The following is a 22,506-nucleotide window of genomic DNA, read 5'->3' as shown; positions in this document are numbered from 1 at the left end:
AGATGGTCAATGGAACTTCGATTTGATCATGAAGACTGGCTGGCCCAGTCCTTTGGCCCCGGTGCGGATGCCGATCGGCTGGCGATGGACTGGCATGGGCTGGCCACAAGGCTGGCGGCGGCCCACGCCTTCCAGCGCGGCTGCGGCGAGGCGCCGGTCATGCCGGCGGGGGGCAGTTTCGATCCTCATGTGGCGCGTCTCATCCATGATTATGCACCGGTTTGGGACGACCTCAGTGCTTCCTGCAAAGGGACTTTCCAAGATGTTAACCCTGTTTTTAGAGGGGTTCGAAAAACGATGTCTGGCATTGAATTCGGCGTTGCCGGTCCCCGTCATCCCGGCGATCGAGGAATGAAATGATCGAGAACCAGAAAATCCGTCCGGCCATGGTCATTGGCCCGCTCGGCGAACCGCTCACGCTGGAATCGCTGCCGCCGCCCAACACCACGCGTTGGGTCGTGCGCCGCAAGGCCGAAGTGGTCGCAGCCGTCAACGGCGGCCTGCTGACTATTGATGAGGTCTGCGAGCGTTACGGCCTCACGCTCGAAGAATTCGCCTCGTGGCAACGCGCGGTGGATCGTTCGGGGATGCAGGGCCTGCGCGTCACGCGGATTCAGCATTACCGCGATCTCTATGAGCGCCAACTGAAATATTGATAGGTTGAAATACCTGTCATCGGCCCGTTTTTGGGCTTGAAAGGGCGTGGGAGCGGGGGGCTCCTGCGCCCTTTTGCTTATATTTGGCGCGATTGCCCGAAAAGCCCGCTTGCCTGAGGTGATATACGCGAGTAATACGCTTGCCGCATGATCCGGGCGCAGACCCGGTTCGCAATACTTAAGGGTGGTGAGCGAGATGAATGTCGAGGCCAAGGTGAAGTCTGCCCAAATGGCACCGGCCTATGAAGCGGAGGAGGCCCAGCCCTTTCCCCGCCGCAAGGCGCTGATCGGGGCGGGGGCCGTGCTTTTGGCCGTTGGCGGCATCTGGGCCTATACCCATCGCAACCCGGGCGGCGATGGCGCGCGCGCCAATCAGGCGCCGCTGGTCACCGTATCGTCCCCCGGCGTCACCACGGTGGCCGGCACAATCAATGCCAGCGGCGTGCTGGCCGCGCGCCATGACATGCCCGTGGGCGTGGTGGGCGAAGGCGGCACGGTGGTGCAGGTGCTGGTCGAACCGGGCGCGTGGGTAAAGCGCGGGCAATTGCTGGCCGTGATCGACCGTCAGGTGCAGAACCAGCAGCAGGCCAGCAGCAGCGCCAATATCGGCGTGGCCCAGGCCGACGCGCGCATCGCCCAGGCCAATCTGGACCGCGGGCTCAAACTGGTGGCCAACGGGTTCATCTCGAACGCCGACATCGACAAGCTGACCGCCGTGCGCGATGCGGCCAATGCGCGGGTGCGCGTGGCGCAGGCGCAATTGGGCGAGATGCAGGCCAAGATCCGCCGGCTGAACATTGTCGCCCCCGCCGACGGCCTCGTGCTCGACCGCGCGCTGGAGGTGGGTCAGGTGGTCAGCCCCGGCAATGGCGTGCTGTTCCGCATTGCGGACAAGGGCGAGATGGAAATGCGCGCCCGCCTGTCGGAAAGCGATCTGGCGCATCTGGCGCTAGGCCAGGAGGTCAAGGTGCGGCCTGTGGGGTCCGAGCGCGAATTTGTCGGCCATGTCTGGCAGATCTCGCCCGTGATCGACCCAACCACGCGTCAGGGGATCGCGCGTATCGCGCTGCCCTATGACCGCGACATCCGCCCCGGCGGCTTTGCCGGCGCGGAAATCCGCAGCGGCTCGATTGCCGCGCCCCTGCTGCCCGAATCGGCTTTGCAGGCCGATGCGCAGGGCAGCTATGTCTATGTCGTGACCGGCGACAACAAGGCGGTGCGCCGCCGGGTCAAGGTGGCGATGGTGACCGAAAAGGGCGTGGCCATTGCCTCTGGCCTTTCGGGCGTCGAACGGGTGGTGCTGCGCGCAGGCGCCTTCCTGACCGAGGGCGAAACGGTCAATCCGCGCAGCCAGCCCAACCAGCCGTAAGGGGACCGGAGCGATGAACTTCCGCAATCTTTCGGCATGGTCGATCCGGCATCCGGTGGTGCCCATCGTCATCTTTGTGGCCATGATGCTGATGGGCATCATCAGCTTTGCCCGGATGGAGATCCAGGACCAGCCCGACATCGAATTTCCCATCGTGGTGGTTTCGATCACCCAGCCGGGCGCCGCCCCGACCGAAATCGAAACCCAGATCACCCAGCGCATCGAAGGCGCGGTGCGCACGATTTCGGGCGTTTCCTCGATCAGTTCGACCGCATCGGAAGGCAACAGCCAGACGATGGTGGAATTCCAGTTGGGCGAGGACATCAACGCCGCCGTGGCCGAGGTGAAGAACGCGGTCGATCAGGCGCGCGGCAATCTGCCCGACGGCATCCTTGAGCCGCAGGTGTTCAAGGTGAACACCTCGAGCAACCCCATCGCCTATTTCGCGGTTTCCGCTGATGACATGACCATTGAGCAGCTCTCGTGGTTCATCGACGACACGGTGGCGCGGCGTCTGCTGGGCGTGGAGGGCGTGGCCGAAATCAAGCGCAATGGTGGCGTCAACCGCGAAATTCTCGTGACGCTGGACCCGGCGCGGATGCAGGCCTTCGGCGTCACCGCGCCGCAGGTCAATGCGGCGCTGCGTGCGCTCAACCTGAACGCGGCGGGCGGCAAGGCGGAAATCGGCGGCACGCGCCAATCGGTGCGCGTGCTGGGCAATGCGCAGGACGCCTTTGCGCTGAGCCAGGCCGATATTCCGGTGGCGGGGCGCGTGGTCAAACTGGCCGATATTGCCACGGTGCGCGACGCATGGGGCGAAATCACCTCGCTGGGCAAGGTCAACGGTAAGCAGGTCGTGACCTTCTCCATTGCCCGCGCGCGCGGCGCTTCGGACGTGTCGGTCTATGACAAGTCGATGGTCGAACTGGACAAGATCGCCAAGGAGCGGCCCGGCGTCCATTTTACCGAATTGTTCAATCAGGTTTCCTATACCAAGAAACAGTACGAATCCTCGATGGAATCCATGGTCGAAGGCGCCGTTCTGGCGGTGATCGTGGTGTTCTTCTTCCTGCGCGACTGGCGCGCGACGGTGGTCTCGGCCATCGCCATCCCGCTTTCGGCCATTCCCACCTTCTGGTTCATGAAGGTGTGGTTCGGCTTCACGCTCAACACGATGAGTCTCTTGGCGCTGGGGCTGGTCGCGGGCGTGCTGGTGGATGATGCGATTGTGGAGATCGAGAATATCGTCCGGCATATGCGCATGGGCAAAACCGCCTATCAGGCCGCGATTGATGCCGCCGACGAGATCGGTCTGGCGGTGGTGGCGACCACCTGCTCGATTGCGGCGGTGTTTTTGCCGGTCGGGCTGATGCCGGGCGTGTCGGGGGCGTTTTTCAAGAATTTCGGCCTGACCGTGGTGGTTTCGGTGCTGATGTCGCTGGCCGTGGCGCGGATGATCACGCCGATGGTGGCGGCCTATTTCCTGAAAAGCCACGGGTCGGCCGAGCATGGCGGCGGGCGGATGATGGATTTCTATCTGCGCGTGCTGCACTGGTCGCTCGATGTGTCGGGCGCGCGGGCCTTGCGCGCGCGGCTGCTGGCGGAAAAGGGGCATCTGTCGTGGCGCGACCATCTGCGCGCCCGGCTGCGCGACCATCGCATCTGGATGATCGGCGTGGCGCTGGGCTGTTTCGCGCTGACCATTGCGCTGTTCGTCGCCATGCCCACCGCGATGTTCCCCGACGAGAACAGCGATTTCACCCAATTGCGCATTGAAATGGTACCCGGCACCACGCTGGCCCAGACCGAGGCGGTGGCCGATGAGGTGGCCGATATCGTGCGCCGGCGGCCCGAGGCCGATCAGGTGCTCGAACGGGTGAATGAGGGCAACGCCCGCGTGATGATCATGCTGAAAAAGGATCGCAAGATCCACACCAAGCAGTTCGAGCGCGAAGTCACCCCCACCGTGCAGGGCATTGCCGATGCGCGCATCACCTTCCAGGCCAGCAACAATGGCGGTTCCTCGACCGGGCGCGGGCTGGAAATCATGCTGTCCAGCTCAGACCCGGCGCTGCTGGACAAGACGGCGGCGCAATTGGTTGAACAGATGAAGGGGATGCACGAACTGGTGGCCCCGCGCATTTCGGGCGACATGCGCCGCCCCGAAGTGGTGATCGTGCCGCATATGGATCTGGCCGCCAGCCTTGGCATTTCGACCTCCTCGCTCAGCCAGGCGATCCGCATCGCCACAATCGGCGAGATCGACCAGAATGCGGCCAAATTCTCGCTTTCCGACCGTCAGGTGCCGATCCGCGTGCGCCTGCCCGAGGAAGCGCGGCGCGACCTGTCTAATATCGCCAATCTGCCGGTGCCCACCGCTTCGGGCGGCTCGGTGCCCTTGAGCCGCGTGGCCGACATCACCTTCGGCTCCGGCCCCTCGACCATCCAGCGCTATAATCAGGAGCGCCGCATCTTCATCGGCGCGGATCTGGCGCCGGGCGTGGTCAAGGGCGATGCGGAAAAGAAGGTGAGGGACCTGCCCGTCATGAAGAACCTGCCCGCAGGCGTGTCGAACACCGCCTATGGCGAGGCCAAGTGGCAGCAGGAAATGATCGTCAATCTGGCGCTGGCGGTGCCGGCGGGGATCGGGCTGGTGTTTGCGGTGCTGGTGCTGCTCTATCACCGGGTGGTATCGCCGCTTGTGAATATGGCCTCGCTGTTTCTGGCGCCTTTGGGCGGGCTGCTCCTGCTGGCGCTGCTCGACATGCCGATCTCGATGCCGGTCTATATCGGCATCCTGATGCTGTTCGGGATTGTGGCGAAAAACTCGATCCTGCTGATCGACTTTGCCATCGAGGAAATGCAGCGCGGCATGCCCAAATTCGAGGCCATCATCGAGGCGGGCCACAAGCGCGCCCAGCCGATCGTGATGACCACGGTGGCGATGACGGCGGGGATGATTCCGGCGGCCATGTCGCTGTCGGGCGATGCGGCGTTTCGCGCGCCGATGGGCGTGGTGGTGATCGGCGGGCTGACGCTGTCCACGGTGCTGACGCTGCTGATCGTGCCTGCGGCCTTCAGTCTGGCCGACGGGTTTGAGAAGCGGATCGGCCCGAAACTGCGCCGCGGATTGCTGACCTATGAACCCGAGCATGCCCATCCTGACCATAGACGCGATGCTCATGCTGGAGTAACCCCGGCCGAGTGAGACAGGAACGCAGTCTGTGGTGGTCGCTGGGGCGCTGGCTGGGCGTTGAGAGCGAGCCGCGCAACCGGCAGGCCGCCCGCGTGCGCTGGCTGGCGCATGGGCTGCTGGTGGGCATGGCGGGGCTTTATCTGCTCTCGCGCCATTTCATGCCCGCGCATCCGGGCTGGGAATGGGTCAAGTCCTTTGCCGAAGCCGCGATGGTGGGCGCGCTGGCCGACTGGTTTGCGGTGACGGCGCTGTTCCGCCATCCCATGGGTTTGCCCATCCCGCATACCGCGATCATCCCGGCCAAAAAGGACCAGATCGCCGACAGTATGGCGGGATTTCTGCGCGCCAATTTCCTGACGCCCCAGGTGGTGGCGCGGCGTTTGTCGGGGCTGGATGTGGCGGGGGCCTTGGGCGGCTTTCTGACCGATCCGGGCGAAAGTGGCGCGGGAGAGCCGCGCCTGCGTCAGGGGGCGGCAGGCCTGCTGGGCGATATGCTGCAATCGCTGCCGGGTGAACAATTGGGTGATATGCTCAAATCCACCCTGCGCGGGCAATTGGAGCGGCTCGATCTGGCGCCCTTGCTGGGTCAATTGCTGGAAGGGGCGATGGCCGACGGGCGCCATCGCGGTGTGATCGAGGCCATGCTGCGCTGGACCGGCATCACGCTGGAGGCCAATGAGGACATCCTGCGCCAGATGATCCATGACCGCGCGCATACGCTGCTGCGCTGGACCGGGCTGGACGAGACGCTGGCCAATACGATCCTCGACGGGCTTTATAAGCTGCTGGCCGAATGCATTGTCGATCCGCACCATCCGCTGCGGACCAAGCTGGAGGATCTGCTGGCGGGTCTGGCCCATGATCTGCGCCACGATCCGGCGATGCAGGCCAAGGTGTCGCGGATGAAGGGCGAGATTTTGGCCAATCGCGCGATGGGGGCATGGATCGACGGCTTGTGGGAGCGGGCGCGCGGCGCGGCGCTCGACGCGCTGAGCCATCCGGGCGGGTTGTTGCAGGGGCGGATGGGCGCGGGGCTGGCCGGATTTGGCGCGGGGCTCCAGACCGACGCGCGGCTGCGCCATCAGGTCAACCGATTCGCGCGCCGTTCGCTGGCCGGTCTTGCCGTGCGGCATGGGGCGGGCATCGTCAAACTGGTGTCGGACACGGTGCGCCGGTGGGATGCGCGTACCGTTTCGGAACGGATCGAGGGCGCGGTGGGCCGCGATCTGCAATTTATCCGCATCAATGGCACGCTGGTAGGTGGAATCGTCGGATTGCTGCTTCACTCTATAGAGAAGCTAATATAGGAACGATTTTGCACGTCATGCGTTGATGATTGCAATCTGTGATGCGCAGATGAGCGGGATTACAGGCCCTATGATTAATTTTGACTTAAAGGATGTGCAGGCAACTGCTCAGGCCATCAATTGCGATTGTATGGGTTCATGCAATCGGGCTGAGGCTGTTCAATGCCTTTACACCAAAACGCTCGACCTGCTCAGCCGCGATGATGAGGATTGGGCGGCCCGGCTCGATTTGCTGCGCCCGTTGGCCATGGTGGCCGGATTTCAGAAAACGCGTGAAGGGCAGCGCGAATGCGCGGCCTATGCGGCTAATCTGGCGGCCGATGATGCGCCCGGCGCGCTGGCGGCCTGTCGGCGGCTGATCGAACTGGACGCCGAACTGGCCGCAAAATAAACGGCGGAGAACCCGTTACAGGCCCCCCGCCGCCTCGCCTTGATCCTATTCCAGTTCCAGAATGATGTAATCGACCGGCAGACTCTCGCCCGGCTTGGCGTTGATCTTGCCGATGGTGGCTGATTTTTCGGCGCGCAGGATGTTTTCCATCTTCATCGCCTCGACCACAGCCAGCGGCTGACCGGCCTCGACCTTGTCGCCTTCCTTGACGTTGAGCGACACCAGCAGCCCCGGCATCGGACAGATCAGGAATTTCGAGAGATCCGGCGGGATCTTTTCGATCATGTGATCGGCCAGCGCCGCGACATGCGCGGGCAGGATATCGACCTTGTGGATCGCGCCCCGCGTGGTCACTTTCAATCCGGTGCGGGTGATCTCGATCTTCAGCCCCAGCACTTCCTCGCCGATTTCGGCCACGATCAGCCGGTCGCCGGGCGTATATTCCATCGCCAGATCGACCTGCGCGCCATTGACGCGCACGCTGTCGGCATCGACGCCTACCGCGAAGGTCTCGCCCGCCAGTTTCACCGACCATTCCGATGGCGGGGCCAGATTGGCGGCCAGTTGCCCATCGACCTGACGCGCGCGATCGGCCCGCGCGGTGGCGACAAAGCCCGACACTGCCGCGATATGGGCCAAAGTCTGCGGGTCGGTCGCCGCGCCGTGGAAGCCTTCTGGATATTCCTCGGCGATAAAGCCGGTGGTCAGCTCGCCGCTGCGGAAACGGGGGTGCTGCATGATGGCCGACACGAAGTCGATGTTATGGCCCAGCCCCTCAATCTCGAACTGGTCGAGCGCGGCGATCTGCTTGTCGGCGGCCTCGTCGCGCGTTTCACCCCATGTCACCAGCTTCGCGATCATCGGGTCATAGAACATCGAGACTTCGCCGCCTTCATAGACGCCATCGTCCACGCGCACGCCGTCAATGCCCCGGCGCCCATTTTCCGCGCCATCGTCAGTCCAGCCGTCAACCGGCGGGCGATAGCGCGAGAGGCGGCCCGTGCTGGGCAAAAATCCGCGATAGGGGTCTTCGGCATAGACGCGGTTTTCGATGGCCCAGCCGTCGATCTTCACATCCTCCTGCGTCATGGCCAATTTTTCGCCATAGGCCACGCGGATCATCTGTTCGACCAGATCGATGCCGGTGATCGCCTCGGTAACGGGGTGTTCGACCTGAAGCCGGGTGTTCATTTCAAGGAAGTAGAAGCTCTCGCCGCTCTTGTCCGCGCCCGAAACGATCAGTTCGACAGTGCCGGCGCTGTAATAACCCACCGCGCGGGCCAGTGCGACGCATTGCTCGCCCATGGCCTTGCGCATGGCGGGCGAAACGAAGGGCGAGGGGGCTTCCTCGACCACCTTCTGATGGCGGCGCTGGATCGAGCATTCGCGCTCGTTCAGGTAAAGGATATTGCCGTGCTTATCGCCCAGGATCTGGATTTCGATATGGCGCGGATTGAGGATGAATTTCTCGATGAAAACGCGGTCATCGCCAAAGGAGTTCAGCCCCTCGCGCTTGACCGCCGGGAAACCCTCGCGCACATCCTGCTCGTTGTAGGCCAGACGCATGCCCTTGCCGCCGCCGCCCGCGCTGGCTTTCATCATCACCGGATAGCCGATTTCCTCCGAAATCCGCACGGCATGGTCGGTGTCCTCGATCTCGCCCACAAAGCCGGGGACGACATTGACGCCCGCCGCCTTCGCCAGCTTCTTCGATTCGATCTTGTCGCCCATTGCGGCAATCGCGCCGACGGGCGGGCCGATGAAGGCGATGTTTTCCTTGGCCAATGCCTCGGCGAAAGAGGTGCGTTCCGAAAGGAAGCCATAGCCGGGATGAACCGCCTCGGCGCCGGTTGCCTTGCAGGCCTCGATGATCTTGTCGGCAATCAGATAGGACTGCGCGGCGGGCGAGGGGCCGATATGCACGGCTTCATCGGCCATCTGGACAAAAGGCGCGCGGGCGTCGGCGTCGGAATAGACCGCCACCGTGGCAATGCCCATGCGGCGCGCGGTCTTGATGACGCGACAGGCGATTTCGCCGCGATTGGCGATGAGGATTTTCTTGAACATGGCTCTTACTCCGCCTTTTCCAGTTCGCTGCCCAGCGGCGGCATATTGTGGCCCAGCAGGCGCAGCATATCGGCCGCGCAGTCGAGCACGTTGGACCCCGGCCCATAGATGCCCTGCACCCCGGCCTCGCGCAGGAATTCATAGTCCTGCGGGGGGATGACGCCGCCCGCCACGACCTTGATGTCGGGCCGGCCCGCTTCGCGCAGCAGGTTGATAAGCTGGGGGATCAGCGTCTTGTGGCCCGCCGCAAGGCTGGAGGCCCCCACCGCATCGACGCCCTTTTCCAGCGCCAGTGCGCAGGCTTCCTCCGGCGTCTGGAACAGGGGGCCAGAGGTCACGTCAAAGCCCATGTCGGTAAAGGCGCTGGCGATGACATTGGCGCCGCGATCGTGCCCATCCTGCCCCATCTTGGCCACCAGCATCCGGGGCTTGCGCTCCAGGCGTCGGGAAACGGCCTCGACGCCGTCGAGGATCTGCTGATAGCGGTCATCGCCCGCATAGGCCGCGCCATAGACGCCCTTGACCGGGGTGGGCACGGTGCCGTGGCGGCCAAAGACCTCCTCCATCGCCGCGCTGATTTCGCCCAGCGTGGCGCGGTGGCGGGCGGCCTCGACGGCCAGCGCCAAGAGGTTGCCGCCTTCGCGCGCGCCCTCGGTAATGGCGCGCAAGGCGGCCTGACAGGCGGCCTCGTCGCGGGCGGCCTTGACCGCCTTGATCCGGGCGATCTGCGCCTCGCGCACGACATGGTTGTCGACTTCGAGCGTCTCGATCCGGTCCTCGGTGGCAAGGCGATATTTGTTGACGCCGACGATGACATCCTCGCCCCGATCGACGCGGGCCTGACGGGCGGCGGCGGCTTCCTCGATCATCGCCTTGGGCCAACCGGCGGCCACGGCCTTGGCCATGCCGCCTTCGCTTTCGACGCGATCAATGATGGCTTGGGCGCTATCGACCAACTGCTGGGTCAGCGATTCAATGTAATACGACCCGCCCAGCGGATCGACCACATTGCACATGCCCGTTTCTTCCTGAATCACGATCTGCGTGTTGCGCGCGATGCGGGCGGAAAAATCGGTGGGCAGGGCAATCGCCTCATCCAGCGCATTGGTGTGGAGCGATTGCGTGCCGCCCAGCATCGCGGCCATCGCCTCGATCGTGGTGCGGATGACGTTGTTATAGGGGTCCTGCTCCTGCAAGGACACGCCGCTGGTCTGGCAATGGGTGCGCAGCATTTTGCTGCGTTCGTCCTGCGCGCCCAGCTTGGTCATCGCCCGGTGCCACAAGACGCGCGCGGCGCGCAGCTTGGCGACTTCCATGAAGAAATTCATGCCGATGGCGAAAAAGAATGAGAGGCGCCCGGCGAATTTGTCGATGTCGAGCCCCGAGGCCACGCCATATTTCACATATTCGATGCCGTCGGCGATGGTGAAGGCCAGTTCCTGCACCTGCGTCGCGCCGGCCTCCTGCATGTGATAGCCGGAGATCGAAATGCTGTTGAATTTCGGCATATTGGCGCTGGTATAGCCAAAGATGTCGCTGATGATCCGCATCGACGGTTCGGGCGGATAGATATAGGTGTTGCGGACCATGAACTCTTTCAGAATATCGTTCTGAATGGTTCCGTCCAGCTTTTCGGTGGGAACGCCCTGTTCCTCGCCCGCGACGATGAAGAAGGCCAGGATCGGGATCACCGCGCCGTTCATCGTCATCGACACCGACATTTCGCCCAGCGGAATGCCGTCGAACAGGATCTTCATGTCCTCGACCGAATCGATGGCCACGCCCGCCTTGCCAACGTCGCCCACCACGCGGGGGTGATCGGAATCATAGCCGCGATGGGTGGCAAGGTCGAAAGCGACCGACAGACCCTTTTGCCCCGCCGCCAGATTGCGGCGATAGAAAGCGTTCGATTCCTCAGCGGTGGAAAAGCCCGCATATTGGCGGATCGTCCAGGGGCGCCCGGCATACATCGACGCGCGCACGCCGCGCGTGAAGGGCGCGAAACCGGGCAGGCCGGGGTCTTGGCGCACATCCTCGGCGGTGTAGAGCGGCTTGACGGTGATCCCCTCCGGCGTCTGCCAGTTCAGGTCCTTGCCCTTGACCTCTTTGGCGGAAAGGGCCTGCCAGTTATCAATGCTGCTCACGGGGCGTCTCCATGATTTCGGTGAGTTGCCCCAGCATGTCCTTGGGGTGCAGGAAGAAGATCGGCGTGCCATGCGCCCCGATCCGCGTAGGGCCGAGGATGCGCTTGCCTTGGGCCGTGAACCATTCGCGAGCGGCCTCGATATCCTCGACCTCATAGCAAAGGTGATGCTGGCCGCCTGCGGGGTTCTTGGCGATGAAACCGGCGATCGGGCTGGTTTCACCCAAAGGTTCGATCAGTTCGATCTGTGTGCCTGCCGTGTCATGCTCACCCGGCGTGTTGACAAAGGCGACCTTCACGCCCTGTTCGGGCATGTCGAAAGGCGCAGTGATAAGGGCTGCCCCCATCACATCGCGGTAATAGGCAATGGCATCGGCCATATCAGGCACAGCCACGCCGACATGGTTGAGGCGTCCGAGTTTCATGGCAAAGCCACTCCAACAAAATGTAGCCATGCGATGATAATAGCCAGACAAACCACGAAGCTGACAGTTCTGCCAATGGTAATAAACCAGAAGGCGTATGGCTTTTCATCGCGGCCAAAGTGATAGCGAAAAGCGTAGGTTGCGACTCCGGAATTGATGGCCTTGGCGGCCTCGGCGATGGACCAATAACCTGCGGTCGCCACAATCAGCAGGAAGATGATGGTGAACCAATCCATCGCATCACCTCACAACGGAATATTATCGTGCTTTTTCCAAGGGTTTTCCAGCGCCTTGTTGCGCAATTTGCGCAGGCCCAGAGCGATCCGGCGGCGGGTGGAATGGGGGTGGATCACCTCGTCGATGAAGCCCTTGGACGCCGCCACGAAGGGGTTGGCGAAGCGGTCTTCATATTCCTTGACCTTTTCGGCCTGCGCCTCGGCGGGCAACCCGCGGAAGATGATTTCCACCGCGCCCTTGGCCCCCATCACCGCGATTTCGGCGGTGGGCCATGCGTAATTGAGATCGCCGCGCAGATGCTTCGACGCCATCACGTCATAGGCCCCGCCATAGGCCTTGCGGGTGATGATGGTGATCTTGGGCACGGTCGCCTCGGCATAGGCGAAGAGCAGCTTGGCGCCATGCTTGATGATGCCATTGTGCTCCTGGCTGGTGCCGGGCAGGAAGCCGGGAACGTCGACAAAGGTCAGGATCGGGATGTTGAAGGCGTCACAAAAACGCACGAAACGCGCCGCCTTCTTGGACGAATTGATGTCCAGCACGCCCGCCAGCACCAAAGGCTGATTGGCGACAACGCCCACCGTCTTGCCCTCGATCCGGCCAAAACCGCAGATGATATTGCCCGCATGGCCCGGCTGGATTTCAAAGAAATCGCCTTCGTCCAGCGTCTTGCGGATCACTTCCTTCATATCATAAGGTTGGGTCGCGCTGGCCGGGATCACCGTGTCGAGGCTGTTTTCAAGACGGTCCCACGGGTCGGCATTGGGGCGTTCGGGCGCCTCTTCCTTGTTCGACAGCGGCAGGAAATCGAAGAATTCGCGCGCCGTCAGCAGCGCCTCGATGTCATTCTCCAGCGCCAGATCGGCCACGCTGGTCTTGGTGCTGTGCGTGATCGCGCCGCCCAGCTCCTCCTGCGTCACCACCTCATTCGTCACGGTCTTGACCACATCGGGGCCGGTGACGAACATATAGGACGAATCCTTCACCATGAAGATGAAGTCGGTCATCGCAGGCGAATAGACCGCGCCGCCCGCGCAAGGGCCCATGATCAGCGAAAGCTGAGGCACCACGCCAGAGGCCAGCACATTGCGCTGGAAAATCTCGGCATAGCCGCCAAGCGAGGCCACGCCTTCCTGAATGCGCGCGCCGCCCGAATCGTTAAGGCCGATGACAGGCGCGCCGACCTTCATCGCCATATCCATGATCTTGCAGATCTTCATCGCATGGCGTTCGGAAACCGCCCCGCCAAACACGGTGAAATCCTGCGAAAACACGAAAACCAGACGGCCATTGATCGTGCCGGACCCCGTCACCACGCCGTCGCCGGGCACGCGATTGTCGGGCATGCCGAAATCGACGCAATTGTGTTCGACATACATGTCGACTTCTTCAAAGCTGCCCTCGTCGAGCAGAACCTTGAGGCGTTCGCGCGCGGTCAGCTTGCCCTTGGCATGTTGGGCATCGATCCGCTTCTGGCCGCCGCCCATCCGGGCCGCCGCCCGCCGCCGCTCCATCTCTGCCACATTCGCGCTCATCGGCTATCCTCTTGCAAAACCATTTGGGCAAAACCTGTGCCGCGCGGGATGGGCCATTGCGCTTGACCCGTCCACAGTAATGTTGCAAATTTGCAAAGGAAGAATTTGCAAAAATTAGCGAGAGGACAGCATGAAACGGCGGCTGTATGCGGGGCGTTTCCTCAAAGCCCTGCGCGAGGATCATGGCCTGAAACAGGGCGCGCTGGCGCAAAGGCTGGGGATCAGCACGCCCTATCTCTCGCAACTGGAAAATGACACGCGGCCCATGACTTTGGCGCTGGCCGAAAGGGTGCGCGAGATCTTCCCGGTGGACTGGGCCGATATGGCCGAAACCCCGGTCGAGCCGGTCGTCACCGAATTGCTGGAGGCCTCGGCCGATCCGCTGCTGGGCGATCTGCCCGCTGATCAGATCGAGCGCGTGGCCGACCAGTTCCCGCAATTTGCCGAACAGTTCGCCCATCTCTATCGCCTGCACAAACGCGATTCCGCGCGTCTGGCCGCGATGGACGAGGCGCTGGGCGCTGACAGCGTGTCGGGCGGACGCCTGCCGTGGGAGGAGGTGCGCGACTGGTTCCATCTGGCCGACAATTACGTCCATCTGATCGATTCCAGCGCCGAGGCCATGGCGGGCGCTCTGGCGCGCCATCTGCCCACGCCCGACACCGCGCAACTGACTGCGTGGTTCGAGCGGCAGGGCATCACCCTGCGCCATCTGCCGGGCGCGCCGATCCGCCGCTATGACGAGGCCCGCCGCGAACTGACGCTGGATGCGGGCCAGCCCCATGAGAGCCTGCGCTTTCAACTGGCCTATCAGCTCTGCGCCATCGCGCTGGCGCAGGAAATTGCCGAGACGGTGGAAAAGGGCGGGATGCGAACGCAAACCGCGCGCAATCTGCTATCCGTGGGGCTGACCAATTATGCGGCGGGGGCTTTGCTGATGCCCTATCGCCCGTTTCGCGATGCGGCGCGGCGGCTGCGCCATGACATTGACGGCTTGCGCCAGATCTTCGGCACCAGTTTCGAACAGACCTGCCACCGCCTGTCCAATCTGCAACGCCCGCACCAGCGCGGCGTGCCCATCGCCTTTTGCCGCATCGACATGGCGGGCAATATCACCAAGCGCCACGCGGCCAACGGCCTACAATTCGCCCGTTTCGGCGGCGCCTGTCCGCTGTGGATCGCGCATGAGGCGGTGGCCATCCCCGACCGCATCCATCTGCAGGTGGCCGAGATGCCCGAGGGGCGGCGCTTTGTGTTTTTGGCGAAAGGTCTGGTCAAACCCTCCGACGCCTATTTCCGCCCGCCGCGCCGCTATGCGGTGGTGCTGGGGTGTGAAGTCACGCTGGCCAGCGAGTTCATCTATGCCGACACGCTCAATCTGGAATGCGAGGAGGCGGTGGCGCGGATCGGCATTTCCTGCCGCATCTGCTCGCGCCACGATTGCCATCAGCGCGCCTATCCGCCCAATGACAAAGCCATCGACATCACCACGAACCAGCGCGGCTTCATCCCCTATCGCATTCTGGATTAATAGGCCGCTGTGAAACGCGTGCGCGGGTGGTTATGGGCTTCGAGTTCATCGACCATGGCGATGGCATAGTCGGCAAAGCTGATCTTGCTCTCGCCCGTCTCGTCCACGACCAGATCGTCCTTGCCGCCGCGATAGGTGCCAAGGCGGGGGCCTTCAAAGATGAAGGCGGCGGGCGAGAAGAAGGTCCAGTCAATGTCGGTCACGGCGCGCAGGTCTTCAAGGAAGGTGATGCCGCCCATCGCCGCGCCCTTCCATGCTTCGGGGAAATCCGGGCCGTCGATCAGGCGCTCGCCGGTGGGGAGCTTGAGGCTGGCCGCGCCGCCCGTGACGAGCAGACGCGGGACGCCCGCCTGACGCAGCGCCGACAGCAGGGTTTGCGCCGAAATGTCGAAATGCAGCGCGCTGATCACCGCATCGACGCCCGCGATTCTGTCGGCCAGAGCCGAAGGGTCCGAGGCATCGCCTGCAACCGCGCTGACGCCATCGGCGGCGGGTATCGCTTCGGGCTTGCGCGCAATGGCCACCACCTGATGCCCGCGCGCGGCCAGTTCCCTGGTGATTTGCGATCCCGCGCGGCCGCTGGCGCCCAACACTGCAACTTTCATTTTCAACGCTCCTGCATGGTAGGTTTCCGTTGGTAACCAGGTGTGCTATGGAAACGCATCATGCAAGAGAGCACTTTTCTTTCACCAGCTTACCCCGACGTAACCGCCTCGAAACGGGGCGATGTGTTCGCGCGCAATTGCCCCACCCGACAATTGCTGGACCGGGTGGGCGATAAATGGAGCATCCTCCTGCTCGGCATGTTGGGCGAGGGGGAGATGCGCTTCAGCGCGCTCAAACGCCGGGTCGACGGCATCTCGCAAAAGATGCTGGCGCAAACGCTGCGCACGCTCGAGCGCGACGGGTTGATCTCCCGCCATGTCGAACCCACCGTCCCGGTCAGCGTGACCTATGCGATCACCCCGCTGGGGCGTGAATTGCTGGGCGCGCTGCAATGGCTGATCGATTGGGCCGAAACGCGGATGGGCGCGGTGGCCGAGGCGCAGATCGCCTATGACCTGCGCATGGCGGATTAGGCGGCGATGGCCATCCGGTTGCGCCCGTCGCCCTTGGCGCGATAGAGCGCGGCGTCGGCCTGACGAAAGATCTCTTCGGGCGGCAGATCGGGGTTCAGCCGGGTCAGGCCCACGCTGACCGTCACGCGCACAACCTCGCCCAGGATCGAGCGGCCCTCGCTCTCGGCCAGACGGGTGCGCACCCTTTCGCAGATCGCCCCGGCCTGCTCCAGCGTGACATCGCGCAGCAGCACGCCGAATTCCTCGCCCCCCAGCCGCGCCACCACATCGCCCGCGCGCACCGTCCCGCACAGCAAAGTGGCAAACAGCGTCAGGATGCGGTCGCCCGTGGCATGGCCATAGACATCATTGATCCGCTTGAAATGGTCCAGATCGAACAGGGCCAGACAACCGCTTCCGCCCGCCTCTCTGTCGCGGGCCATGGCGCGGTCAAAGGCGCGCCGGTTGCCAAGGCCGGTCAATGGATCGGTATTGGCCTCATGCGCCAGATTTTCGATCAGCCGCCGCCGCGCCGAATTGTCGCGGATGATCGACACTGTGCCGTTGGGCGCGCCGCGCCGGTCCCGTGTGGCGCACATATGGCTTTCCACCCAGGTCGATCCGCCATCCTTGCGCATCACCCGGCATTCGACCGCCACTGTGCTATCGGGCTGGCAAAGCGCCTGAAAACGGGCGTCGAACACGGCCTGCTCGTCCTCGGGATGGACAAGGTCATAGGCCGAGCGGCCCATCAGTTCCTCAGCCTGATAACCCCACAGCCGCGCCCCGGATTCCGACACCGAGCGCAAGGTGCCGTCAATATTGACCCGCATAATGACATCGCCGGTCCGCTCGACAATCAGCCGGTGCAGCGCCTCGGCATCGCGCAGGCTTTGCATCAGGCGGCGGCGCGATTCCAGTTCGGCCGCCACCGGCAGCAGGATCAGCACCACGCTGGCAAAATAGCCCTGAAGCACCAGCAGCTTGGCGGACATGTCCAGATGCAGCAGCATCGTCGGCCCATGGCCCGTCATCGTGCCGGTCAACCCGCCGCAGATCAGGATCAGCAGCGAGGCCACCGCCCCGATCCGCCCCAGCCGGAACGTGGCCGCCACCATCGGCACCAGCGGCAAGACGACCAGCGGAATCCGGTTTTGCCCAAACGTGGCCAGCGTGGCCAGCGACACCCCGCCCAGCAGGACCAGCGCTTCGCCCAGACGTTCGCGGCGGAATTTGGCCGCGTCCAGACGGCGGCGGCGCAGCACCAGAAAGATCGGCGGAGCAAAGGTGACAAGGCTGAGCGCATGGGCACCGTACCAGTCGCGCCATGCGTTGAAAAAGGGGATGCCCGTGGCCCCATGGGCCGCCCATGCGCCGATAAAGGCCGAGGCGGCGGGCGCGATCACCCCGGCGACAAGCAGGAAACCGGCCACATCGCGGATCGATTCAAACCGGGTGAAACGCGGGGCCATATGGCGCAGCAGGCTGGCGGCCAGCCATGCCTCGAACAATCCGGCCAGCGCCAGCGGCAGCGTATAGGCCCCGCCAAATCCGCGCAGCGCAATCGCCAGCGCGCCTGCCGGAAAACACAGCAGCAGCGCCATAGCCCAGCGTCGATGCGGCATGGCCGCCAGCGCCGAGAACAGCACCGCGCTTGCCGGCCAGACAATCGCTACCCCGCCATTGAAGCGCGTCAATTGCAGCGCGAGCAGCGCGCTGGCAAAATATATCGGACACAGCAGCAGGCTTTGCCCAAAATATTGCAGGAGCAAGGCGCGGACTCGAGCATTCATGGCCGCACACTGCCATGCAAAGGTTTAAGAAAGCCTCGCCGCCGACCATGGGCCTTGCGGCCTGCGCGCCGATCCAGCGCCGCCAATGCAAAAGGCCCCGCAACGCCGAAACGTTGCGGGGCCTTTATATCCCGAAAGCCGGAAAAAGGCTTACTTGGCCTTGTTGACTTCCGCGACGATCTTCTTGGCGGCATCGCCCAGATCGTTGGCCGCCACGATGGGCAGGCCCGAATTGTTGAGCAGTTCCTTGCCCAGTTCGACATTGGTGCCTTCGAGGCGAACCACCAGCGGAACCGACAGGTTGACGTCCTTGGCCGCGGCAATGATGCCCGCCGCGATAACGTCGCACTTCATGATGCCGCCAAAGATGTTGACCAGAATGCCTTCGACCGCGGGGTCCGACAGAATGATCTTGAAGGCCGCCGTCACCTTCTCGGTGGTGGCGCCGCCGCCCACGTCGAGGAAGTTGGCCGGGAAGGCGCCGTTCAGCTTGATGATGTCCATCGTCGCCATGGCCAGACCCGCGCCGTTCACCATGCAGCCGATGTTGCCGTCCAGCTTGATGTAGGCCAGGTCATACTTGCTGGCTTCGATTTCGGCCGGATCTTCCTCGGTTTCGTCGCGCATCGCGAACACGTCGGGGTGACGGAACAGCGCGTTCGAATCGAAGCTCATCTTGGTGTCGAGAACCAGCAGGTTGCCGTTCACGTCTTCGACCAGCGGGTTGATTTCGAGCATCGAGCAGTCGAGCGACACGAAAGCGTCGAACAGCTGCTTGGCCAGAACCTGCGCCTGCTTGTTGGTGTCGCCCTTCAGCTTGAGCGCGAAGGCGATCGAGCGGCCGTGGTGCGGCTGGAAGCCGGTGGCCGGGTCGATGGTGACCGTGGTGATCTTTTCGGGCGTGTCATGGGCGACGGCTTCGATGTCCATGCCGCCTTCGGTCGACACGATGAAGGCGACGCGGCCGGTGGCGCGATCGACCAGCAGCGAGATGTAATATTCCTTGGCGATGTCAACGCCGTCGGTGACATACAGGCGGTTGACCTGCTTGCCCGCTTCGCCGGTCTGCACGGTCACCAGCGTGTTGCCGAGCATTTCCTTGGCGTGCGATTCGACTTCTTCGAGGCTCTTGGCCAGACGGACGCCGCCCTTGGCGTCGGCGGGCAGTTCCTTGAACTTGCCCTTGCCGCGGCCACCGGCGTGGATCTGCGACTTCACAACATAGAGCGGCCCGGGCAGCTGCTTGGCGGCTGCAACGGCTTCTTCAACGGACAGGGCCGGATAGCCCGCCGGAATGGCAACGCCGAACTTGGCCAGCAGTTCCTTGCCCTGATACTCATGGACGTTCATCGGTGCTTCTCGCTATGGCGAGCCTTACGGCCCTTTGATTGGCGGCGGGATAAGCACAGGTGATAGGCGATGGGAAGGGAAAGATGTGCTAATCATTCTTAATTGCAAACTTTCCTATCGACGAGCCGCCGATGCTTGATCGCGCGCGTCTCGAAGCCATTGTCCGCCGGGCCGGGCAGATTGCCATGGAACAATGGCCGGGCGATAACAAATCGCTGGAAATTTTCGGAAAATCGGACGGCACCCCGGTATCCAGCGCCGATCTTGCGGTCGATGCCTTTCTGCGTACGCAATTGCATGACCTGCTGCCCAGCGCGGGCTGGCTGTCGGAAGAAACGATCGACGCGCCGAATCAGCGCGAGGGCGAATTGGTCTGGCTGGTCGATCCGATTGACGGGACGCGCGATTTCATCCGGGGGCGCACCGGCTGGGCGATCTCGGTGGCGCTGGTCAGCAACCACCGGCCCCTGCTGGCGATGCTGCACGCCCCAGCGCGCGCCGAATTCTGGCAGGCCGAGGCCGGGCATGGTGCCTTTTGCAACGGCGCGCGGCTCTCCGCCTCGACGCGAGGGCAATTGTCGGGCGCGCGTGTTCCCACGCGCAGCCTTCCAGCCGAGGATGCCGATATGGCGATGGTGGATCAGCCCAATTCCATCGCCCTGCGCATCGCCATGGTGGCCGCCGACCGGGCCGATCTGGTGGCGACGCTGCGATGGGGCTATGAGTGGGATATTGCCGCTGCTGCCCTCATCGCGCGCGAGGCGGGCGCGGCGATCAGCGATGCGCGAGGGGGCAAGCTCAATTACAACAAGCTGGATCCGCGCGTGTTCGGCGTGGCGGTGTCGGCGCCCGCGATCCATGCCGATCTTATCGAGCGTCTGGCCGAGCGCGCGCGTCTGCTCTCGCAGCGGCCATAAGCGCCCATGAAAAAAGGCGGCCCGTTGCCGGACCGCCCCTTTTTCGCCATTCCTGAAACGATTAACGCTTCGAGAACTGGAAGCTGCGGCGAGCCTTGGCGCGGCCGTACTTCTTACGTTCAACGACGCGCGGGTCGCGGGTCAGGAAGCCGGCGGCCTTGACGGCGCCGCGCAGGGCGGGCTCGAACTTGGCCAGAGCCTGGGCGATACCGTGCTTCACAGCGCCGGCCTGACCCGAAAGGCCACCACCCTTGACGGTGCAGACAACGTCATACTGGCCCGAACGGTCAGCCACGCCGAAGGGCTGGTTGATTACGAGGCGCAGGGTCGGGCGAGCGAAGTACACTTCCTGATCGCGGCCGTTGACGGTGATCTTGCCGGTGCCGGGCTTGATCCAGACGCGGGCCACGGCGTCCTTGCGGCGGCCGGTGGCATACGAACGGCCCTGAGCGTCGACTTCGCGAGCGCGCAGCGGAGCGGCAGGAGCAGCGGCCACCGGAGCGGTGCCGATTTCGGCCAGAGCGGAGAATTCTTCAGACATTACGCACCAACCTTGTTCTTGCGGCTGAGGGCGGCGACGTCCAGCGGCTGAGGCTGGGTGCCGGCATGCGGGTGCTCAGCACCGGCATAGAGGTGCAGGGCGCGCATCTGCTGACGGCCGAGCGGGCCGCGCGGGATCATGCGTTCCACAGCCTTTTCGATCACGCGTTCCGGGAAGCGACCTTCCAGAACCTTGGCAGCGGTAACTTCCTTGATACCGCCGGCGTAACCGGTGTGCTTGTAGTACACCTTGTTCTTCAGCTTGTTGCCGGTCAGACGCACCTTGTCGGCGTTGATCACGACAACATGGTCGCCGGTGTCAACGTGGGGCGTGAAGGTGGGCTTGTGCTTGCCGCGCAGCGTGTTGGCGATGATGACGGCAAGACGGCCGAGCACCAGACCTTCGGCATCGATCAGATGCCACTTCTTTTCCACCTCAGCCGGCTTGACCGACCGGGTGACCTTGGTGAGAGCCTTCATGGCTTTGGTTCCCGTATAAATGACGACCCCGCCACGCGGTCGCGGCGGGGGGTGTGGCGGGCCTAATGTTGCAAATGGCCCCAAGAGTCAAGCATTCTGGGCTTTTCAGGCTGCGGTAAAATAATACCGCGCCTTTTTCACCCTTTCAGCGCGCCCAGCCAGGCCATGGTCGCGGGCAGCGAAAGCGGGCATTCCCAGCCCAGAATCGCTGGCTCCTCATAAGGATGCAGGCCCCGCAGGCGCTCGATGCAACTTTCGCGCAGATCGGCATTGGTTTTGAAGAGCACCCCGACCTCGGCCCCCTCATGCACCGCACCTTGCCACGCATAGACCGATTCCATCGCGGGCAGGATATTGGCGCAGGCCGCAAGGCCCGCCTCGACCAGCGCGCGAGAGACCGCCTTCGCGCTGTCCGCATCGGGAAAGGGGCTCCAGATCAGCACAGGAACAGGTACGCTCACGACCAGCGCTCGCTGCCCAGCGCATGCATGCCCCAGACCGTTGCCGCCACCAGCAGCGCGCCCACCAGTTGATGCGCCACGGCCAGCGGGATCGACACGCCGCTCATCACCGTGGCGATGCCCAGCAGGATCTGGGTGCCAAAAGCGCTGTGAATGGCGATCGAAGGCTCGCGCCGCCCGCGCTGTTTGAGCGCCCGTGCCAGCACGACCAGCACGGCCACCACCACCCATGCCCACCAGCGGTGCAGGAAATGGACAATCGCGGGATCGCCCGTGATCGCCTGCAGGAAAGTCTCGCCGCTCTGGGTCGGGCCGGGCCAGAAATGGCCGTTCATCAGCGGCCATTCGTCGGTCACATGCCCCGCGCGCAGGCCCGCCGTAAACGCGCCCCACACCAACTGCACCGCCAGCACCAGCCCGGCCAGCGCGCCCAGCCCCGTCAACCGGCTGCGCTTCTGCCCGCGCGCCAGCGCCTGCAGGTCGAGCGCCGTCCACACCAGCCCGGCCAGCGTAAACAGCGCCACGCCCAGATGGGTGGCCAGACGCAGGTGGCTGACCTTTACATCATGGGCAATGCCCGATTTGACCATCCACCAGCCGACCGCCCCCTGCAATCCGCCCAGCGCCAGCAGCGCCACCAGCCGCAGATGATAGCCCGAGGGAATTTGACGCCGGACCCAGAAAATCGCCAGCGGCAGCGCAAAGACCAGCCCGATCCCGCGTGCCAGCAGCCGATGCACCCATTCCCAGAAGAAGATCGTCTTATACGTGGCCAGCGTCATGCCCGCCGGGCCGTTGATCAATATATATTGCGGCGTGGCGCGATATTTGGCGAATTCGGCCTCCCAAGCGGCCTGGGTCAAAGGGGGCAGGGCGCCGCTGACCGGCTTCCATTCGGTGATCGAGACGCCCGATTCGGTCAGGCGCGTGATGCCCCCCACCACGACAATGCCCGCCACCAGCGCGGCCACGACCCAAAGCCAGCGCGCCACCAGCAGGGGACGGGCGTTGGAGGCTTGTTTCATTCCTTGATCCTGCGTTCTTGGCCAC

General features: G+C 63.7%; 21 protein-coding genes. 9 read left to right on the top strand and 12 right to left on the bottom strand.

Features of this window, described 5'->3' with window-relative positions; genetic code table 11:
- The first annotated feature begins 9 nt into the window (after positions 1 to 9).
- The 6 genes from PQ457_RS15495 (at position 10) to PQ457_RS15470 (ending at position 6,919) form a co-directional block, all read left to right on the top strand.
- Positions 10 to 360, top strand: coding sequence for a hypothetical protein (locus PQ457_RS15495; protein WP_273617679.1), 351 nt, complete (start codon positions 10 to 12; stop codon positions 358 to 360).
- The gene (sciP, locus tag PQ457_RS15490; protein ID WP_273617678.1) at positions 357 to 656 is read left to right on the top strand and encodes a CtrA inhibitor SciP; all 300 of its coding nucleotides are present in this window, start codon (positions 357 to 359) and stop codon (positions 654 to 656) included. The genes PQ457_RS15495 and sciP overlap by 4 nt, the downstream gene beginning before the upstream one ends.
- Positions 657 to 852: 196 nt before the next feature.
- Positions 853 to 2,025 (top strand): efflux RND transporter periplasmic adaptor subunit, encoded by a 1,173-nt coding sequence (locus PQ457_RS15485; RefSeq protein ID WP_273619352.1) that lies wholly within the window; start codon positions 853 to 855, stop codon positions 2,023 to 2,025.
- 13 nt (positions 2,026 to 2,038) lie between these two features.
- Complete coding sequence (locus PQ457_RS15480) at positions 2,039 to 5,233, top strand: efflux RND transporter permease subunit (RefSeq protein ID WP_273617677.1); 3,195 nt, start codon at positions 2,039 to 2,041, stop codon at positions 5,231 to 5,233.
- A gap of 113 nt (positions 5,234 to 5,346) precedes the next feature.
- Complete coding sequence (locus PQ457_RS15475; RefSeq protein WP_273619351.1) at positions 5,347 to 6,528, top strand: DUF445 domain-containing protein; 1,182 nt, start codon at positions 5,347 to 5,349, stop codon at positions 6,526 to 6,528.
- 130 nt (positions 6,529 to 6,658) lie between these two features.
- On the top strand, positions 6,659 to 6,919 hold the full coding sequence (locus PQ457_RS15470; RefSeq protein WP_273617676.1) for a hypothetical protein: 261 nt from the start codon (positions 6,659 to 6,661) through the stop codon (positions 6,917 to 6,919).
- 45 nt (positions 6,920 to 6,964) lie between these two features.
- Here the strand turns inward: PQ457_RS15470 and PQ457_RS15465 are convergent, their stop codons facing one another.
- The 5 genes from PQ457_RS15465 to PQ457_RS15445 are packed head-to-tail and all read right to left on the bottom strand — an operon-like array spanning position 6,965 to position 13,326.
- Positions 6,965 to 8,986, bottom strand: coding sequence for an acetyl-CoA carboxylase biotin carboxylase subunit (locus tag PQ457_RS15465; RefSeq protein ID WP_273617675.1), 2,022 nt, complete (start codon positions 8,984 to 8,986; stop codon positions 6,965 to 6,967).
- A 5-nt stretch (positions 8,987 to 8,991) separates the two neighbouring features.
- Positions 8,992 to 11,130 carry a methylmalonyl-CoA mutase gene (gene scpA, locus PQ457_RS15460; RefSeq protein ID WP_273617674.1) on the bottom strand — a complete coding sequence of 713 codons (2,139 nt, stop codon included), beginning with the start codon at positions 11,128 to 11,130 and terminating at the stop codon, positions 8,992 to 8,994.
- A complete protein-coding gene (gene mce, locus PQ457_RS15455) occupies positions 11,117 to 11,554 on the bottom strand; it encodes a methylmalonyl-CoA epimerase (RefSeq protein ID WP_273617673.1) in 438 nt (145 codons plus the stop codon). Before mce ends, scpA begins: the two co-directional genes overlap by 14 nt.
- Positions 11,551 to 11,790 (bottom strand): hypothetical protein, encoded by a 240-nt coding sequence (locus tag PQ457_RS15450; RefSeq protein WP_273617672.1) that lies wholly within the window; start codon positions 11,788 to 11,790, stop codon positions 11,551 to 11,553. The genes mce and PQ457_RS15450 overlap by 4 nt, the downstream gene beginning before the upstream one ends.
- A 9-nt stretch (positions 11,791 to 11,799) precedes the next feature.
- Positions 11,800 to 13,326 (bottom strand): acyl-CoA carboxylase subunit beta, encoded by a 1,527-nt coding sequence (locus PQ457_RS15445; protein ID WP_273617671.1) that lies wholly within the window; start codon positions 13,324 to 13,326, stop codon positions 11,800 to 11,802.
- 130 nt (positions 13,327 to 13,456) lie between these two features.
- On the opposite strand from PQ457_RS15445, the gene PQ457_RS15440 reads away from it, so the two are divergent.
- The gene (locus PQ457_RS15440; protein ID WP_273617670.1) at positions 13,457 to 14,857 is read left to right on the top strand and encodes a helix-turn-helix domain-containing protein; all 1,401 of its coding nucleotides are present in this window, start codon (positions 13,457 to 13,459) and stop codon (positions 14,855 to 14,857) included.
- Here PQ457_RS15440 and PQ457_RS15435 read toward each other — a convergent pair.
- Positions 14,854 to 15,462, bottom strand: a complete 609-nt coding sequence (locus PQ457_RS15435) for an NAD(P)-dependent oxidoreductase (RefSeq protein WP_273617669.1) — start codon at positions 15,460 to 15,462, stop codon at positions 14,854 to 14,856. The genes PQ457_RS15440 and PQ457_RS15435 overlap by 4 nt on opposite strands.
- A 60-nt stretch (positions 15,463 to 15,522) precedes the next feature.
- Between PQ457_RS15435 and PQ457_RS15430 the strand changes: the two genes are divergently transcribed.
- Positions 15,523 to 15,936: a winged helix-turn-helix transcriptional regulator gene (locus PQ457_RS15430; protein WP_273617668.1), complete on the top strand. Its 414-nt coding sequence runs from the start codon at positions 15,523 to 15,525 to the stop codon at positions 15,934 to 15,936.
- Here the strand turns inward: PQ457_RS15430 and PQ457_RS15425 are convergent.
- Positions 15,933 to 17,708 carry a sensor domain-containing diguanylate cyclase gene (locus PQ457_RS15425; protein ID WP_273617667.1) on the bottom strand — a complete coding sequence of 592 codons (1,776 nt, stop codon included), beginning with the start codon at positions 17,706 to 17,708 and terminating at the stop codon, positions 15,933 to 15,935. The two genes, PQ457_RS15430 and PQ457_RS15425, sit on opposite strands and share 4 nt — an antisense overlap.
- A gap of 150 nt (positions 17,709 to 17,858) precedes the next feature.
- A complete protein-coding gene (gene sucC, locus PQ457_RS15420) occupies positions 17,859 to 19,058 on the bottom strand; it encodes an ADP-forming succinate--CoA ligase subunit beta (RefSeq protein ID WP_273617666.1) in 1,200 nt (399 codons plus the stop codon).
- 131 nt (positions 19,059 to 19,189) lie between these two features.
- Here sucC and PQ457_RS15415 point away from each other — a divergent pair, with 131 nt between their 5' ends.
- Positions 19,190 to 19,975, top strand: a complete 786-nt coding sequence (locus PQ457_RS15415) for a 3'(2'),5'-bisphosphate nucleotidase CysQ (protein WP_273617665.1) — start codon at positions 19,190 to 19,192, stop codon at positions 19,973 to 19,975.
- A gap of 61 nt (positions 19,976 to 20,036) precedes the next feature.
- On the opposite strand, the gene rpsI is transcribed toward PQ457_RS15415, so the two are convergent.
- The 4 genes from rpsI to PQ457_RS15395 all read right to left on the bottom strand — a co-directional run bounded on the left by rpsI (position 20,037) and on the right by PQ457_RS15395 (position 22,481).
- Positions 20,037 to 20,516 carry a 30S ribosomal protein S9 gene (gene rpsI, locus PQ457_RS15410; RefSeq protein ID WP_273617664.1) on the bottom strand — a complete coding sequence of 160 codons (480 nt, stop codon included), beginning with the start codon at positions 20,514 to 20,516 and terminating at the stop codon, positions 20,037 to 20,039.
- The gene (gene rplM, locus PQ457_RS15405) at positions 20,516 to 20,995 is read right to left on the bottom strand and encodes a 50S ribosomal protein L13 (protein WP_273617663.1); all 480 of its coding nucleotides are present in this window, start codon (positions 20,993 to 20,995) and stop codon (positions 20,516 to 20,518) included. The genes rpsI and rplM overlap by 1 nt, the downstream gene beginning before the upstream one ends.
- Positions 20,996 to 21,132: 137 nt before the next feature.
- Complete coding sequence (gene cutA, locus PQ457_RS15400; RefSeq protein ID WP_273617662.1) at positions 21,133 to 21,456, bottom strand: divalent-cation tolerance protein CutA; 324 nt, start codon at positions 21,454 to 21,456, stop codon at positions 21,133 to 21,135.
- Positions 21,453 to 22,481, bottom strand: a complete 1,029-nt coding sequence (locus PQ457_RS15395) for a COX15/CtaA family protein (protein WP_273617661.1) — start codon at positions 22,479 to 22,481, stop codon at positions 21,453 to 21,455. Before PQ457_RS15395 ends, cutA begins: the two co-directional genes overlap by 4 nt.
- Positions 22,482 to 22,506 lie beyond the last annotated feature (25 nt).

The organism is Novosphingobium humi, assembly GCF_028607105.1.
GTDB lineage: Bacteria > Pseudomonadota > Alphaproteobacteria > Sphingomonadales > Sphingomonadaceae > Novosphingobium > Novosphingobium humi.
This window is presented reverse-complemented; position numbering and strand designations above follow the sequence as displayed.